At 59.7% G+C, this 14,975-nt stretch carries 12 protein-coding genes; 6 read left to right on the top strand and 6 right to left on the bottom strand.

Annotation, left to right across the window (positions count from 1 at the left end):
* The first annotated feature begins 123 nt into the window (after nucleotides 1-123).
* On the top strand, nucleotides 124-888 hold the full coding sequence (locus IQ273_RS20725; protein WP_194025066.1) for an SH3 domain-containing protein: 765 nt from the start codon (nucleotides 124-126) through the stop codon (nucleotides 886-888).
* 53 nt (nucleotides 889-941) lie between these two features.
* Here IQ273_RS20725 and IQ273_RS20720 read toward each other — a convergent pair whose 3' ends face one another.
* Genes IQ273_RS20720 through IQ273_RS20710 form a run of 3 tightly spaced genes read right to left on the bottom strand, consistent with a single transcriptional unit; the run spans nucleotide 942 to nucleotide 4,400 of the window.
* Entirely contained in the window at nucleotides 942-2,864 is a 1,923-nt protein-coding gene (locus tag IQ273_RS20720) for a serine hydrolase (protein WP_194025065.1), read from the bottom strand.
* A 52-nt stretch (nucleotides 2,865-2,916) separates the two neighbouring features.
* Complete coding sequence (locus IQ273_RS20715) at nucleotides 2,917-3,690, bottom strand: RNA methyltransferase (protein ID WP_194025064.1); 774 nt, start codon at nucleotides 3,688-3,690, stop codon at nucleotides 2,917-2,919.
* Nucleotides 3,687-4,400: a response regulator transcription factor gene (locus tag IQ273_RS20710; protein ID WP_194025063.1), complete on the bottom strand. Its 714-nt coding sequence runs from the start codon at nucleotides 4,398-4,400 to the stop codon at nucleotides 3,687-3,689. The genes IQ273_RS20715 and IQ273_RS20710 overlap by 4 nt, the downstream gene beginning before the upstream one ends.
* A gap of 387 nt (nucleotides 4,401-4,787) precedes the next feature.
* On the opposite strand from IQ273_RS20710, the gene IQ273_RS20705 reads away from it, so the two are divergent.
* Nucleotides 4,788-6,764 carry a hypothetical protein gene (locus IQ273_RS20705; RefSeq protein ID WP_194025062.1) on the top strand — a complete coding sequence of 659 codons (1,977 nt, stop codon included), beginning with the start codon at nucleotides 4,788-4,790 and terminating at the stop codon, nucleotides 6,762-6,764.
* A 43-nt stretch (nucleotides 6,765-6,807) separates the two neighbouring features.
* Here IQ273_RS20705 and IQ273_RS20700 read toward each other — a convergent pair whose 3' ends face one another.
* Entirely contained in the window at nucleotides 6,808-7,671 is an 864-nt protein-coding gene (locus IQ273_RS20700) for a GGDEF domain-containing protein (RefSeq protein ID WP_194025061.1), read from the bottom strand.
* Nucleotides 7,672-7,889: 218 nt separating this feature from the next.
* Here IQ273_RS20700 and gcvT point away from each other — a divergent pair, with 218 nt between their 5' ends.
* The 4 genes from gcvT to IQ273_RS20680 all read left to right on the top strand — a co-directional run bounded on the left by gcvT (nucleotide 7,890) and on the right by IQ273_RS20680 (nucleotide 12,286).
* Nucleotides 7,890-9,011, top strand: coding sequence for a glycine cleavage system aminomethyltransferase GcvT (gcvT, locus tag IQ273_RS20695; RefSeq protein WP_194025060.1), 1,122 nt, complete (start codon nucleotides 7,890-7,892; stop codon nucleotides 9,009-9,011).
* A 157-nt stretch (nucleotides 9,012-9,168) separates the two neighbouring features.
* Entirely contained in the window at nucleotides 9,169-9,561 is a 393-nt protein-coding gene (gcvH, locus tag IQ273_RS20690) for a glycine cleavage system protein GcvH (protein ID WP_194025059.1), read from the top strand.
* A gap of 181 nt (nucleotides 9,562-9,742) precedes the next feature.
* Entirely contained in the window at nucleotides 9,743-11,806 is a 2,064-nt protein-coding gene (locus IQ273_RS20685; RefSeq protein WP_194025058.1) for a chromosome segregation ATPase, read from the top strand.
* A 147-nt stretch (nucleotides 11,807-11,953) separates the two neighbouring features.
* Complete coding sequence (locus IQ273_RS20680; RefSeq protein ID WP_194025057.1) at nucleotides 11,954-12,286, top strand: hypothetical protein; 333 nt, start codon at nucleotides 11,954-11,956, stop codon at nucleotides 12,284-12,286.
* A 50-nt stretch (nucleotides 12,287-12,336) separates the two neighbouring features.
* Here the strand turns inward: IQ273_RS20680 and IQ273_RS20675 are convergent, their stop codons facing one another.
* Nucleotides 12,337-14,487: a bifunctional diguanylate cyclase/phosphodiesterase gene (locus tag IQ273_RS20675; RefSeq protein WP_194025056.1), complete on the bottom strand. Its 2,151-nt coding sequence runs from the start codon at nucleotides 14,485-14,487 to the stop codon at nucleotides 12,337-12,339.
* A complete protein-coding gene (locus tag IQ273_RS20670; protein WP_194025055.1) occupies nucleotides 14,484-14,906 on the bottom strand; it encodes a response regulator in 423 nt (140 codons plus the stop codon). The genes IQ273_RS20675 and IQ273_RS20670 overlap by 4 nt, the downstream gene beginning before the upstream one ends.
* Nucleotides 14,907-14,975 lie beyond the last annotated feature (69 nt).

Below are 14,975 nucleotides of genomic sequence, written 5' to 3'. Positions count from 1 at the left end.
GTGGATGGATGGATGGGTGACAGCTTTCTAAATTATTGAAAATACTTTCCTACAACTTCATGGCCTCACTTCTGAACGCTTCTGCGCTACCATTGGCGGCGACATGGGGTCGAGAGGTGAGTTATGAAGTCATCCATACTGCTGCTGTGCTTTGGGTTATTGCTCCTGGCCCTGGGTAGCTGTAGCCGCAACACTACTACCGATGCGTCAGCGGAGGCCAACCTGCCCGGCGAGGAGAGTGGGCTCGAAAGTACCTCCGGCGAGGCGATGGGCGAAACTGTAGAAGATGGCGGCTTTCGCTCGACCCCGATTAAACCCGTCCGCACGGCCTACTTGGCTACTCAGGCGACTGGGTCACAGGTCAACTTGCGATCGCAGCCCACCACCCAATCCACCGCCCAGGGCTATGGTCTTGGCGGCGATCAGATTACCCTGCTGCGCCTGGCTGAGGGCGAAGGGGGCTTTAGCTGGTACTACGTCAAGTTTGCTCAGTCGGGGGCGGAGGGCTGGGTGCGCGGCGACTTTGTTGACACGACCGGGCAGGCCGCCAGTGCGGCCCCTGGCTCCGAGATTAGCACTGGTTCCGAGATTAGCACTGGCCCCTGCGGCGACAGCAACCGCCCCGAAGCCTTCTTTGAAACCAAGTCGTTTACGATTCACCTCTGCCAGACCCCCCAGGGCCTGAGCTACATCGGCATTGATAAGGTCAATAACGAAACCCTAGCCACCGCCGACGTGCGCCAAGACCAGGGCACCTACATTGCTATCAACGGCAAGTATCAATACCACATTAGCGATGAGAATCTAGCTGTCTACCAGATCACTAGCGGCAGCTATAACCAGCTTGAGAATGAAGATGTCCTTCGCCACGAGCGCTTTATGTATTGAGACCTGTGGTGATGAATCAGGCAACCCTGATTCATCACCACAGGCTCATCCCTCTACCCCGGCGGAATCTCATCCCGCATAGGCGCTCTATCCGGCAGATTCATATTCACTGGATCCACAGCCTCAGGATTCTCAATGGTGTAAGGGTTCTCAGTCGCGTCTGGGGAGATCGACGGGGCTACACCCGGGGTATTGACTGGGGTAACGCTAGGGGTACCGACTGGGGCCACAGGCTGAGACATTTCAGTATGTACAGTACCGGTCATGCGGCGGATAAGCTCGCTGGCACGGCCATCGTTGGTGGGGCGCTGCACCAGCAGCGCCAGGGTATAGCGCTTGCCGTTAGGGACATCGATGAGGGCAACGTCGCCAAGCAGGCCGCCAATATCGCCGGTTTTGTGGGCCGTGAGCGATGTGTCACTTATCCCGGAGGGAATCAAGCTAATGTTTTCGGTGCGCTGCATGATGCTGAACAGGCGATCGCGCGATCGGGGCGTCAGCAGCCCGCCCTGATCCACCAGGGCCATAATCAGTGCCATATCTTTGGCGCTAGTCGTATTGGTGCCGTCTAAATCAGGCAGGGGATTGCGCAGCAGGGTGTGTTCTAGCCCCCAGTCGGCAAAGGTTTGGTTGAGGGCTTCGATACCGCCCAGGGCCGCGATCATCATATTGGTAGCCGTGTTGTCGCTAGCCACAATCATGCGGGTTGCCACATCCAGGGCCGTATATTCAGTGCCCACCGCCTCACCGCGCAGGGTGCCTGAACCACCCGCCATGTAATCCTCTTGCAGCATGAGCGACTGGTTGAGGGCCATAGTGCCCGCATCGACCTGCTGCAAAAATGCGACTAAGATCGGCACTTTAATGGTGCTGGCCGCTGCCACTGGCTCTACCCCACCCAGGTCAACATACTGACCCGAGTCGAGATCGACAGCAAAGGCAACCGGAGTGAGGCCAGGGGTAAGGGTAGCTAGCTGCTCTAACTCGCCCTTGAGATGAGTAATCTCGCTAGTTAGCCTGAGGTCGGCTATGGTGGTCGCAGCACTGCCCTGCACGAGCGACCCGGCGGCACCGGCTGTCTCACGCGGGGCGGGGGTACTACCAGGAGATGCCACGTTGCTGGGGCTGAGGACTGACAGGAGGGTACCTGCGATCGCCGCCACCCCAACGCCCAAAATAATCAGTCGGATCAAATAGAGCAGGGGCAAGGGCGGGTTAGCCAGCCGCCGTCGGGCTGTGGCCGCCCGCGATCGCCGAGCTGGGGCCGCGCCCTCGGGTAGAGCGCTTGGTTCAGGGGAAGGGGCCGCCTCTGGCACTAGCGTGCGGGCAGCCTGAGCCGCTGCGGTTGCTGGCCCCATCGGGCCGGTCTTCGACCAGCGCCGGGGCTGAGGCCGTAAAGGGGTAACGTTGGCGGGCAATGCCCTCGGAGGCGAGCTACCTTGGCCTGGGGAAACGGCTACTCCACTGGGGTTGAGCGAGCTGGGGTGAATGCTGTGGGGGTGCATTTGCAGCGGCGCGGCACCGGGCTGGGGCGATCGGGGCGGAGCCAATGGTCGCTGGCGACCGCCACCGTCTGGTCTGGCCAATGCCTGTGGGGGCTGGGCTGGGCCACGACGACTGACCCCGTCTGGTCTAGCTGGTGGTTGAGGAGGTGGGGTCGAACCACGGTTAAAGGTTGGCAGCGAAGCATTGCGGGCCGAGGGCCGGGCCACCGCCTCTGGTTCAGGTTCAAGGGGCGCAACGCCAAAGTCAGGAGTGAGCTGCTGGTGCTGTCTCCACTGATTGCGCCGCCGCGCCTCCGGGGAAGGACGCTGCGATCGATCGCCGTCCCAGGCACTATCGACTTCGCCCGGTAGGTGTAGCCCGCCGCGCCCGGCCCCAGGGTTAGGGGGCGGCTCACCACTCCAGGGCGAGTTGGCCTCGGGGCGACCCGAACCCGCTGAAAATGGATTGCGAGAATCGTCGTACTGTGCCATCTAGACTCACTCACACCGTTTTTTGTGCCTTCACCCGTCTGCCGCTGCCACCCTAGTCTTGGCCGGTAGCTTTACCTACGGCCCAGCTTACCTGCCGCAGAATGCCCCTAAGCATAGCCAATTCTTTGCTATCTGGCCCAGATCTGTGCAGTAATCGCCGTAGCTTTGCCATCCGGCTGGCGGCGGTATGGGGGTAAAGATAACCGATTTTCAGCAAAACGATTTCTAAATCGCGATAAAACCCCTCCAGCTGATCGAGGGAGGCCGAATGTCCCGCTACTGCGGCCGTTTCTACAGTCGGAAAGGCGGCCTCTAGCGCTTCTGCTAGAGCATAGCGATGCAGCAGGTAGCTGCAGACCGCTACCGCCTGGGCCAGGTTTAAAGACGGATAGCGATCGCTAGCCGGAATCCGCACCCAGCGCTGGGCGTAGATCAGCTCATCGTTGCTGAGGCCACGGTCTTCGGGGCCAAAAATCAGGGCGGCGGCAAAGCTGGTCTCGGGGGCGGGGGGTAGCAGCCAGGGCAGCGCCACCTCCGGTAGCTCCAGCGGTTGGTCTTGGCGGTGGAGACGGCCTGTGGTTGCGATCGCCCGCTCACACCCCACCAGCGCTTCGGGCAGGTTCGCCACAACCTTTGCCGCTGCCAGCACATCATCCCCGTGCACCGCCATACGCTGCGCCTCTTCGGCCTGTAGGTCGCACTGCGGATTTACCAACACCAGGTGCCGTAGCCCCATATTTTTCATTACGCGGGCTGCTGCACCCACATTTAGCGGCCCCGCCGGTTCAACTAAGACAATGCGGATGCGATCGAGCTGCCAGATCAAACCGGCTCATCCTCAAACCGATACCCCACGCCGGTAACGGTCTTAACAAAGGTGGGCTGCGACGAGTCGGGTTCAACTTTCTTGCGCAGGCGGGCAATGTGGGTATCAACCACGCGCTCATCGCCAAAAAAGTCTTCGCCCCAAAGCTTTTCGATTAGGTGCTGGCGGCTCCACACTCGGCCAGGGTAGCTCATAAAAGTGGCCAGCAGATCAAACTCCAGGGGCGTTAAATCGAGCTGTTCTGAGTCACTGGGGCCGTGCTGGCGGTGGGCAATACGCTGGTCGAGGTCGAGGCTAAAGTGGGCGGTGCGGTAGGTTTGGGCGGGGGCCTCCTGGCTGTGGCGCAGGCTGCGGCGCAGCAGGGCGCGCACTCTGGCCACCAGCTCGCGAGGGCTAAAGGGTTTGACTAGATAGTCGTCGGCCCCGGTTGATAGGCCAATGATGCGATCGATCTCTTCACCCCGCGCCGTCAGCATAAGAATGTAGGGGTCTTTAGCCCCTGGCCCCTGCCGAATGCGGGTGCAGACCTCTAGTCCGTCGAGCTTAGGCAGCATCACGTCGAGAATAATCAGGTCGGGCTGGAGGGTCTGCTGGTAGCGCAGCGCCGTCTCGCCGTCTTCACAGACTTCGCAGGTAAAGCCTTCTTTTTCTAAATAGAGCCGAATTAGCCGGGCAATTTCGGCTTCGTCTTCCACAATTAGAATCAGCACCGCAACCTAGTCACCCCCGAGTCACCCAAGATATCTTGTTTCAGAATATCAACCTTGCACTAGCATACTCACTAAGTGGGTTCCGGCTAGTTCTCCATCAATGTATCGACCATATATGAAAGGCGCGGTGTTAGAAGGTGTGGCAGGGTGTGGGCTAGAGCAGCCCAGCTGGTTCAGTTCGGTGTTCCTGCACGGCTTTTTTTGAGATGGAATACACTCAAGGCGTTTCTGCCCTAGTCGATTTAACCCTAAAGCTGAGCCAGGCTCATGGCAACGTCTGAGCTGCTCTAGCCAATTGGGGCCGCCGAAAACGCTACCTTAAGTTGTTGCGTTAGGCCATTTACACGCTGGAGTATCAGAGTTTGGGGCAATATCCATCGGTACCCTATGACCTCACTATCGTCGCCTACTACCACGGGCTTTAAGCCTCTACAGCAGGCCTTTGCCAGCTATCTCAAGGAGACCAGGCTCTACCCTGGGCTCACCCATCTGGTTTGCTCGGAGCGGGGTGGACGACTGTTGCTGCTGGCCGAGCACTCGGCTCCTGAGGTTGATGACCCCAATGAATTGCTCAAGGAGCTAGAGGTGGCCTTTCGGGATCTGGTGCCCACAGTGGGGCTGCCCGATGCCGACTGGGCCGTAGCGGATGTTATCTCTGTCCGCATTTATCTAAAGCTGAAGTCAGGTGCGCAGCCCTACGCTATTCATACCTTTACTTGGCAACCCGACGATGCGGTAGATGTCGTCTTTCCGGCTAAGCCTGCCGTTGCTGACGGGTTTGCCGATGAATCGGTTGATCAGGTTGACCAACCGGAGACCACCGATCCCGAGGCAGCAGCGGTGGCAAAGTCCTCTCCTATGGATTCCATAGATCCTATGGATCCGAGTGCAAACGGATCAGAGACTCATGGTCGCAGCGTCAATGGCGCTAGGCCTGAGGCTGCAACCGGGCTGGCCTTTAGCGACGCGGCCCTGGCCCTGCCCGATACAGCCGTACAGCCCCCCGATGGGCCGGGGTGGGCGCACCGAGGACAGGTTTGGGCCGGGCAGGGGATGCGATCGCTGCGCTACTACTGGACCTATGGTCTGGCCGCGCTAATTTTGGTGGGCAGCGGGGCTTTTGCCTACGCTCTGTCGCGACCCTGCGTGGTGGGCAGCTGCGATCGCATCGAGCAGGCGGCTGAGTTCTACGACCTGGCCCAGGCTAGCCTGGTCGGTAGCCCCAACGGCAACGATCTGGCCACCGCCCAGGCCGATCTGCAAACCGCCATTGATCTGCTAGAGCCGGTGCCCACCTGGTCATCTCACTATGATGCCGTTCAGGTCGACCTGCAGCGCTACCAGGGCAGCATTGCCTCCCTCAGCGCCATTATTCAGGGTCAGGCGATCGCCAATGAGGCCGCCAACCTGAGCCAAAACCCGCCCCACCCAGTCGAGCGCTGGGTCAAGGTGCACCTACTCTGGCAGCAGGCGATCGACTGGCTGGCCAGCGTTCCTGTCGATAGCCCCGCCTACGACTATAGCCAGCAGAAGCTGTACGAATATCGAGCTAACTACAGCGCCATCGGTCGCCGGATTGTGGCCGAAGAAGAGGCCGAGGCCAACTTTAGTACGGCCATTCAAACCGGCAACCTGGCCCGCCAGCGGATGGAAACGGCCAACTCCTTAGCAGGCTGGCAGCTGGCTACCAAAGAGTGGCAGGCCGCTATCAAGGGCCTATCGCTGATTCCCCAGGGCACCATGGTCTATAACGAAGCCCAGGCCCAGCTCAACGACTACCGCCAGCAGCTCAGCCGAGTGACTAACCGGGCCACGCTTGAAGAGGCTGGGGCTAGCAACTATCACCAGGCTGTTCAGGCCGCCCGATCGGCCGCCGCTTACGAAGCCAAGGGGCAGTGGACCCTGGCGCTACAGCAGTGGCGACAGGCCGTGGGCCGCGCTCAGCAAATTCCCACTGACACTCTTCTGGCGGAAGAAGGCGCGGTACTGCTTGAGACCTACCAACCTGCTTTGGCCAATGCCCAAACCCGCCTGCGTACTGCCGTAGCCCTACAATCCCTAACGACCACGCTGGCCGAGCTGTGCGAATACTCTGCCACCCCCTGCACCGTGCGCGAAGACCCCAGCCAAATTCGAGTCATTCTCTCTAGCCAGTACGCCGAACCCCTGCGCCAGGCGATCACCCCCCCCGCTGCCGACGGCACCTTTGCCTTTACCAACCAGCTCAGCCCCAGCGCCCAACAGCTAATCGAGCAAGTTATTACGACCAGCCACCAAATCGAGCGCCAGGTGGCTGTGTACGACGCCCAAGGCGGCTTTGTGGCTCGGTATCGGCCCGATTTAGGTGGGTTTATTAAGAATTAGGTAGCTGAGAGCACTATCAAATCGCTCGTTAGCAAATCGCTCGTTAGGCCACGGCAGAAGTCGCTATCTCGACCTGATTTTTGCCGCTGTGCTTGGCGGTGTAGAGAGCGGCATCGGCTCGCTGGTAGCTGTAGGACAATGTTTGATTGGGGTCAAAATTGCTAATGCCAAAACTGGCCGAAATAATGGGATAGTCTGGGCCAGGAGCTAGGTCGGAGAGGTAAATTTTTTGGATCTCCTGACGAATCGTTTCGACCTTCTCTCGGGCTTCTTCGGGGGTACAGCCCACCATCAGCAGAACAAACTCGTCGTCGCCGATGCGGGCGGCCAAGTCGATGGCGCGAACTTGGCTGTGTAGAACCTCGGCTACTGACTGGAGCAGCCGATCGCCCACCCCGTGGCCGTAGGTGTCGTTAACAGCTTTGAACCCATCGAGATCGACCAAAATAAGGCTGTGGACTACATTAGGCTGATAGCTCAAGGCGGTCAGGGCAGCCTCTAGCCCTCGACGATTGGCAATTCCGGTCAGCGGGTCATGCTCAGCCACCTTGCGGGTTATGACCAAGTCTCGATGGGTGTTGAGCCACTGGGGCATCAACGCGATGAGCCGCCAGGCCGTGTATAGACTGACGGTAGCGGTAACCAGCGACCACCCCCCTTCGAGCCAGTAGTCGGCGTGCCAAATGTTCCACACGCGCAGGCCGTGGCCGATGCCGCAGCTAAAGATAAAAGCCGCAAACAGCACCAGCACTGGACGCATTTGAGCGTCAATATGCCGCCGATTGAACAGCAGCAGCAGTGGAATTGAGAAGTAGGCCACTAGCACTCCCCCATCGCTCATAGCATGTAGGGAGGTCAGCCAGGGATTCCACAAAAAGCAAGACCCGTGGGGCATTAAAGCAAGCATGGGATGCACACGACAAGGAAACAGCCGCTAGCCCCGCAACGGAGCCTAGCCGGTAGCTAACACCTCGCTACCGCTGCTGAGTAGCGAGGGCACCAAACGTTTTGTTCCAGTACAATCTTTCCCACCCTGACAAAAAAATAGGAGTCGGCAACGGTGTAAAACCTGAAAAGGCAGCAGTTTTCTCAGTACACTCTGAATGACTCTTAGGATGCCCGCCCATGACTTTGCTGCAAACTCCGCTCTACTCTGCCTGCGTTGAGCAAAAGGCACGCATGACCGAGTTTGCCGGGTGGTCTATGCCCGTGCAGTTTGGCGGCATCAAGCAAGAGCACCAGGCGGTACGCGATCGCGCTGGGCTGTTTGATATTTCCCACATGGGTAAGTTTGAGCTGCGGGGGCCAGGGGTAATTGCGGCGCTGCAGCGGCTAGTGCCCTCTAATCTGGAGCGGCTCAAGCAGGGTGAAGCTCAGTACACGGTGCTGCTCAACCCCGAGGGCGGCATTATCGACGATTTGATTGTTTACCTCAAGTCGCCCCCGGCTAGCGCCACCACTAACGCTCGCCTATCAGACATTGAAACGGTCACCCTGATTGTCAACGCCGCCACCACCGACAAAGACAAAACCTGGCTGCTGGATCACTTAGCAGACACCGGCATTGAGCTGGTGGACGAGTCGCGCGATCGCGCCCTGATTTCGATTCAGGGGCCTGCCGCCGCTGCCCTGCTACAGCCTCACACACCCCACAACCTCGACGTGCTGGGGCGCTTTGCCCACCGCGACACGGCCCTGCTGGGCCAGCTAGCCTGGATCGCCCGCACCGGCTATACCGGCGAAGACGGTTTTGAGATCATGACCGACCCCGACACTGCCCTAGCCCTGTGGCAGATGCTGACCGCCGAGGGGGTGATGCCCTGCGGTCTGGGTGCCCGCGACACCCTGCGTTTAGAGGCCGCTATGGCCCTCTACGGTCAAGATATTGACGATACCACCAGCCCCCTAGAGTCGGGCCTGAGCTGGCTGGTGCATCTAGATGAAAAAGGCGATTTTATCGGGCGATCGCCGCTCGAAACCCAAAAAGCCCAGGGCGTCAGCCGCCGCCTAGTTGGCCTCGTTATGGAGGGCCGCCACATTGCCCGCCACGGCTACCCAGTGCTGCACCAGGGCGATCGCGTTGGCACCGTCACCAGTGGCACCCTAGCCCCCACGCTCAATCTCCCCATTGCCCTGGCCTACGTGGCGGCCCCTCTAGCCAAAGTTGGGCAGCCGCTAGAGGTTGAAGTCCGTGGCGAACCCCGCGCCGCCAGGGTGGTAAAGCGACCCTTTTATCGGGCGAAATGAGAGATACGTGGGTGCGTAGACCCACGCATTTCGCCATCCTCTTATCTTTAACTTGCGTCAAACCCGCCGACTCGTGGCACACTGGCACTGAATTTCATCACTTTGCGCAGTAGCTGTGGTACAAATAATTTTTCCTGGGGCGATGTGAGGTTACGCTATGGCATTTGAATATCCTGAAACGCTGAAATATCTCGACAGCCACGAATATGCCCGCGCCGATGAAGACGAAGGCATGGTCACCGTGGGCATTACCGCCTTTGCCATTGATCAGCTGGGCGATATCGTCTTTTTAGAATTGCCCGAAATTGGTGACAGCCTTGAAAAAGGCGAAAAATTTGGCACTGTGGAGTCGGTAAAAGCCGTAGAAGAGCTGAAGTCGCCCGTTTCTGGCGAGGTACTAGAGCGCAACGAAGCCCTAATCGAAGCGCCAGAGCAAATCGGCGACGACCCTTACGGCGACGGCTGGTTGGTTAAAATTAAGGCTAGCGACCTGGAGGAGCTAGACGACACCCTTACCGCCGATGAGTATAAAGACCAGGTGGGTGGCTAGGTACGTTTGGCCAAGTTAGGGCGGCTCAAGGCGGTCTGAGCAGGCCAGACCATTGCGTTTAGTGAAGACATGGCTATACTAAGTCTGACTTTTGCCGCACGCTTGGCCTAGCGGGTTTTTGGAACCTGAGCGCTAGAATTTGGGCGCTAGGAGATGCGGTACACCTCATCAGGAAGCGGGCATGGCTTCAGATCAAGATACCTTTGACCGACCGACGCAGCGGGGGCAGCCCACCGAGCCAGCTCGTTCCACCGCCGTGCCGCCCTTTTCGGCCGCCCCTGGGCCACGGCCACCGCGTTCTACATCGCCCTCTGGACTGCCGCGCTACGATCCCCTCGCCGACCTGCGTCAGCGCGCTGATGGCAACAACCACACCAGCCATCAGTCCAACGCTGACCCCAGCCAGTCTTCGGGCGATCGCCCCGCTGACCTCAATGGCCCTCGTTCACCTCGCCCGCCCCTGGCGCAGCGATTGGCCAAGACCTGGCCAATCTGGTCAGTGGGTATTTTGGTGGCGGTGGTGGGGGTGGGGGCCGTGTCGGCTGTCAGCCTGTTTCGCATTCCCAACTTGCCCAACTGTCGAGCCATTTTCTGGCCTACGGCAGCGGCGACTACACGGCTGCAGTGTGCCGAGGCCTACGCCGAGCAGGGCACCGTAGAGGGCTATTTAGACGCGATCGCGCTACTAGAATCGCTGCCCTCCGACCACCCGCTGCGGGGCGAGGTCGACCTGCGCATCGAAGCTTGGTCTGAGAGCATTCTCGACCTGGCTGAGACCACCTTTCAATCGGGTGATTTAGCTGAGGCGATCGCGATCGCCCGGCGCATTCCCAACCACACCGCTGCGGCCCAACTTGTGAGTCAGCAGATCGGCGAGTGGAACCAAATTTGGCAAGAGGCTGAAGCACTTTATGATGCCGCCGAGGCCGACCTCAAGGCGCTGGCTTTTCAGGATGCCTTTGCTAAAGCGATTCAGCTGCTCGACGTGGGCAATACCCACTGGGAAACGGTCAAGTACGACGAGCTGACCGCCAAAATTACCGCCGCCCGCGAAGATCTCAATCAGCTGGGCAAAGCCAAAGAACTGGCCCGCCAGCGCACCCTCAAGGCTATGCAGGAGGCGATCAAGCTGGCCCAGGGCATCGAGAGCCAGAGCCCGGTCTACAATGAGGCCCAATCAGTCATTCGCGAGCTGGGCCGCGACCTGCTGGCCATGGCCGAAGCCGCCCTCAATCGCCAGGATGCCACGGCGGCAGGGCAGATGCTAGAGGCCATTCCAGACTCTTTGGGCATGGGAGCCGAGATTGCCGACATGCGCACCTTTATCGACGCCAGCCAGCTCTCGTGGCAGGGCGGCATTACCGGGCTAGAGGGGGCGATCGTGCGGCTGCAGAGCGTCAGCGCCGATCGCCCCCTCTACGGCAAAGCCCAGGCCCTCATGGGGCGTTGGCAAGATGAGGTGAAGGGCCGCACCCAGCTAGAGTGGGCGCGGCAGGTGGCGCTGCCCGGCACCGTGGTCGACCTCCAGGCTGCCATCATCGAAGCCCAGCAAATTTCGCGCAGTAACGCCGCCTGGGAAGACGCCGCCGCCCAGATTGGTCGCTGGCGCGGCCAGATTCAAACCGCTGAAGATCGCCCCATTCTCAGCCAGGCAGAGGCCCAGGCCCAGACTGGGGACTTAGCGAGTGCGATCGCCACGGCCCGCCAAATTGGCCCAGGTCGCACTCTCTCCGACGAAGCTCAGGAAAACATTAGCCAGTGGCGAACCAGCCTACAGCGGGCCGAAGATGGCCCCCTCTTGGCCCAGGCTCGCCAGCTTGCGGCTCAGGGCCGCCTCAGCGAAGCGGTGGCGGTCGCCTCTCGCATTGGCGCGGGTCGGGCGCTCTCGGGCGAAGCTCAGAGCAGTATCCAAACCTGGCGAGGGCAGCTGCAGGGTCAACAGCAGCTGCAGGCGGCCTACCAAACCGCCCAGGCGGGCACCGTCAGCGCGCTGGCCGAAGCGGTGCGGTTGGCCCAGCAAGTGCCCGAGGGCAGCCCCCAGCGAGCAGAGGCGATTCAGGCCCTCACCCGCTGGAGCTGGGACATACTGCGGCTGGCCGAAACTGAAGCCGTGGTTAACCCCAGCCGTGCGATCGCGATCGCCGCAGCTGTGCCCGCCCAAACCGAGGCCTACGCGCAGGCCCAGCTGCGCCTGCGTGAGTGGCGCGCCGCTCAAGAGGCTCCGGGCGCACGCTCAATGCCCTAGACTCAGCCCAAGTGCACAGTAGACGCTAAGATTGAGAACTATCTATTCGGTGAGAATTCTCCTCCCAGAACCGATCCAACTGGTCCATACTCCACTAAGATTTTCCTAAGCATTCGTGGTTGTTTAACGCTATCCATGCACGGCTCAATGTCTGATTCGGAGAAAATTCCAGAGATTCTCAAGCTGATTGACATTCTCGATGGGCTAGAGGCATTAATCGAGAGCGCCCCTAACGAAGACGTGGAAGACATTCTAGAAGAGGCGTGGTTGCAGATTAGTGACACCTTCCCCGACGACTTTAAGGCCGCTACCCAGCACGATGCCGGGGCGGAGGGGTTGCGCCGCTATCTCAAGGTCAAAGGCTTTTTTGAAAATCCGTCTGAGCGCTCGATTGGCGCAGCGGAGCTAGAAGAGTACTATCGCAGCTATATCGCTGCTGAAGAAGATGAAGAGCCGACCGACTTCTTCTTTCCAGAGTAAGTCCCAGAGCAAGTCCTAGAGTAAGTCTAAGGAGCGCCTGCGGCGTAGGGCTAGCGGGGGGCCGATAGACGGGTAGGCACAGAGGCTAACAGGGTTTCAACGTCGGCGGCGGACAGGGGTTTGGCAAACCAGTAGCCCTGGGCCAGTTCGCAGCCCAGGCCGTGCAGGTGCTCAAACTGGGCCTGGGTTTCGACTCCTTCGGCGATCGCCGCTAGGCCCAAGCGGTTGCTGAGGGTAATGATTGTTTCGACTATGTCGGAGTTGCGGCGGCTGGCCTCCATGGCCATTACGAAAGAGCGATCGATTTTGAGGGCATCGACGGGCAGCTGGTGCAGGTAGCTAAGCGATGAGTAGCCAGTACCAAAGTCGTCAATGGTGACGGTAAACCCGTGGGGCTTGAGCTGCTGCAAAATGGCAACCATGGCCTGAATGTCTTCGATCAGGGTGCTTTCGGTAATTTCGAGGTTGAGGTGGTGGCCCCGCAGCCCGGTTTGAGCCAGAATGCTGATTAAATCGCTAAGCAGGTCTTGGCGCAGCAGGTCTTTGACCGAAAAATTAATGCTCACCGTGAGGTCGGCTCGGTGGGGGTAGCGCTGGTGCCAGAGGGCCAGCTGCTGGGCGGCCTGGGTCAATACCCAGCGATCGAGGGGTACAATCAGCCCGGTTTCTTCGGCAAGGGGAATAAAGCTGTCGGGAGTGATAAAGCCGCGATCGGGATGCTGCCACCGGACCAAAGCCTCAAAGCCAGAGATTTCTCGGGTTTCGAGCTGAAAAATGGGCTGATAGTAAAGCACCAGCTCCCCCTGGCCGATGGCGTGGCGCAGTTCCTGTTCGAGCTGGAGGCGCTGCAGGGCTTGCAGGTGCATCGATTCGTTGAATACAACGTAGCGGCCCCGACCCTGGGCCTTGGCCCGGTACATGGCAATGTCGGCATCGCGCAGGGGTTCGGGAGGGCTTTGGTAGTCGCAGGCCCCCATCACAATGCCCACGCTGGCGTTGAGAAACACGTTGCGCCCATCTATGGCCAGGGGCTCTTGCATCGCCTGAAGCAAGCGCTCGGCAATGCGCACCGGCTCTTGCAGGGTGCTGACGTCTTCGAGCAGCAGGACAAACTCATCCCCCCCCAAGCGGGCCGCTAAGTCAGTGACGCGAATCAGCGATCGCAGCTTTTGAGCTACGACCACCAGCACCTCATCGCCGGCCAGGTGGCCCAGACTGTCGTTGATCACCTTGAAGTGATCTAAATCGAGAAAGAGGACCGCAAACTGCTGCTGGCGGCGATGGCAGCGCTGAATGGCCAGATCGAGCCGCTGCATAAAAAGGTTGCGGTTGGGCAGTTGGGTCAGGGCATCGTGAAGGCTATTAAACAGCATTTGGTCAGCCACTTGGCGGTGCTTGGCCTCGGCCAGGTGGCGTTCGGTAATGTCGGTATAGGTACCGCTCATGCGTAGGGGGCGGTAGATATCATCCCACTCGACAACCTTGCCCCGATCGAGCACCCATACCCAGTGGCCCTGGCGGTGGCGCAGGCGAAACTCGCATTCGTAGCTGGCCGTTTCGCCCTCAAAGTGGCGCTTTAGAGCAATCTTTTTGCGGTTCCAGTCGTCGGGGTGTACAAACCGCTGCCAAGTATCAATGCGGGCTGGCCCTATGTCGCCAGAGCTATAGCCCATCATTGCCGCGCAGCGATCGCTGGTCCACACCGCCCCAGTCTGCACCTGCCAGTCCCAAATGCCAATGCCAGAGCCCTCAATCGCCAAATCTAGCAGTTCTTTGGTGCGCTCTAGCTCAGTCAGAGCGGCGCGGCGATCGCGGCGGCTTTGGGCTTCTCGCACCTCTCGCCGCACCGCCTCTACCAGCCGCGAGAGGTTGTCTTTCATGACATAGTCGTGGGCACCGGCCCGCATCATTTCTACAGCGGTAGCCTCGCCCACGGTGCCTGATACAACAATAAACGGCAAATCATAGGAGCTTTGATTCAAAATTTCGAGGGCAGCCGGGGCCGTAAACTGAGGCAGCTGATAGTCAGAAAATACTACATCCCAGTCATCAGAATCGAGGGCGACGCGAAAGTCATTGGCTGTTTGCACCTGCACCCAAGTGGGGGCAAATCCGGCCCGGCGTAGCTCCCGCAGCAGCAGCAGCCGATCGTCGTCGGAGTCTTCTATGATTAGCGCCCGCAGAGGTTCAGAGGCAGTCATGGCAGGGTCGGTGGCAGCTCACTTATCAATGCCCAATAGAGGCCGAGCTGGCGCACGGCCTCGGTAAATTCGTCGATGTTGACGGGCTTGCGCACGTAGCTATTTGCCCCCAAGCTGTAGCTTTCAATAATATCGCGGTCTTCGCTGGATGAGGTAAGCACCACCACAGGCAGCTGCCGGGTGCGATCGCTAGCCCGAATCTGGCGCAGTACTTCTAGGCCATCGACCTTGGGCAGCTTGAGGTCGAGCAGCACCACGCAGGGCAGATGGCTAGGGCCAAACACCTGCTGCAGAGCTTCTTCGCCGTTGCGAGCGACGATCACCGGGTTGGCCAGGTGACCCCGGCGCAGGGCGCGCCGGGTGAGGTGCTCGTCATCGGGGTTGTCTTCTACCAGCAAAATCGGGCGCATTGCGGTCATAGTGCCCCCTCTGTTCCAGAGAAAAGCTGGGGCAGAGTGAAGTAAAAGGCCGCGCCTTGATCTACGACG

Source organism: Nodosilinea sp. LEGE 07298 (genome assembly GCF_015207265.1).
Lineage (GTDB): Bacteria > Cyanobacteriota > Cyanobacteriia > Phormidesmidales > Phormidesmidaceae > Nodosilinea.
This window is presented reverse-complemented; position numbering and strand designations above follow the sequence as displayed.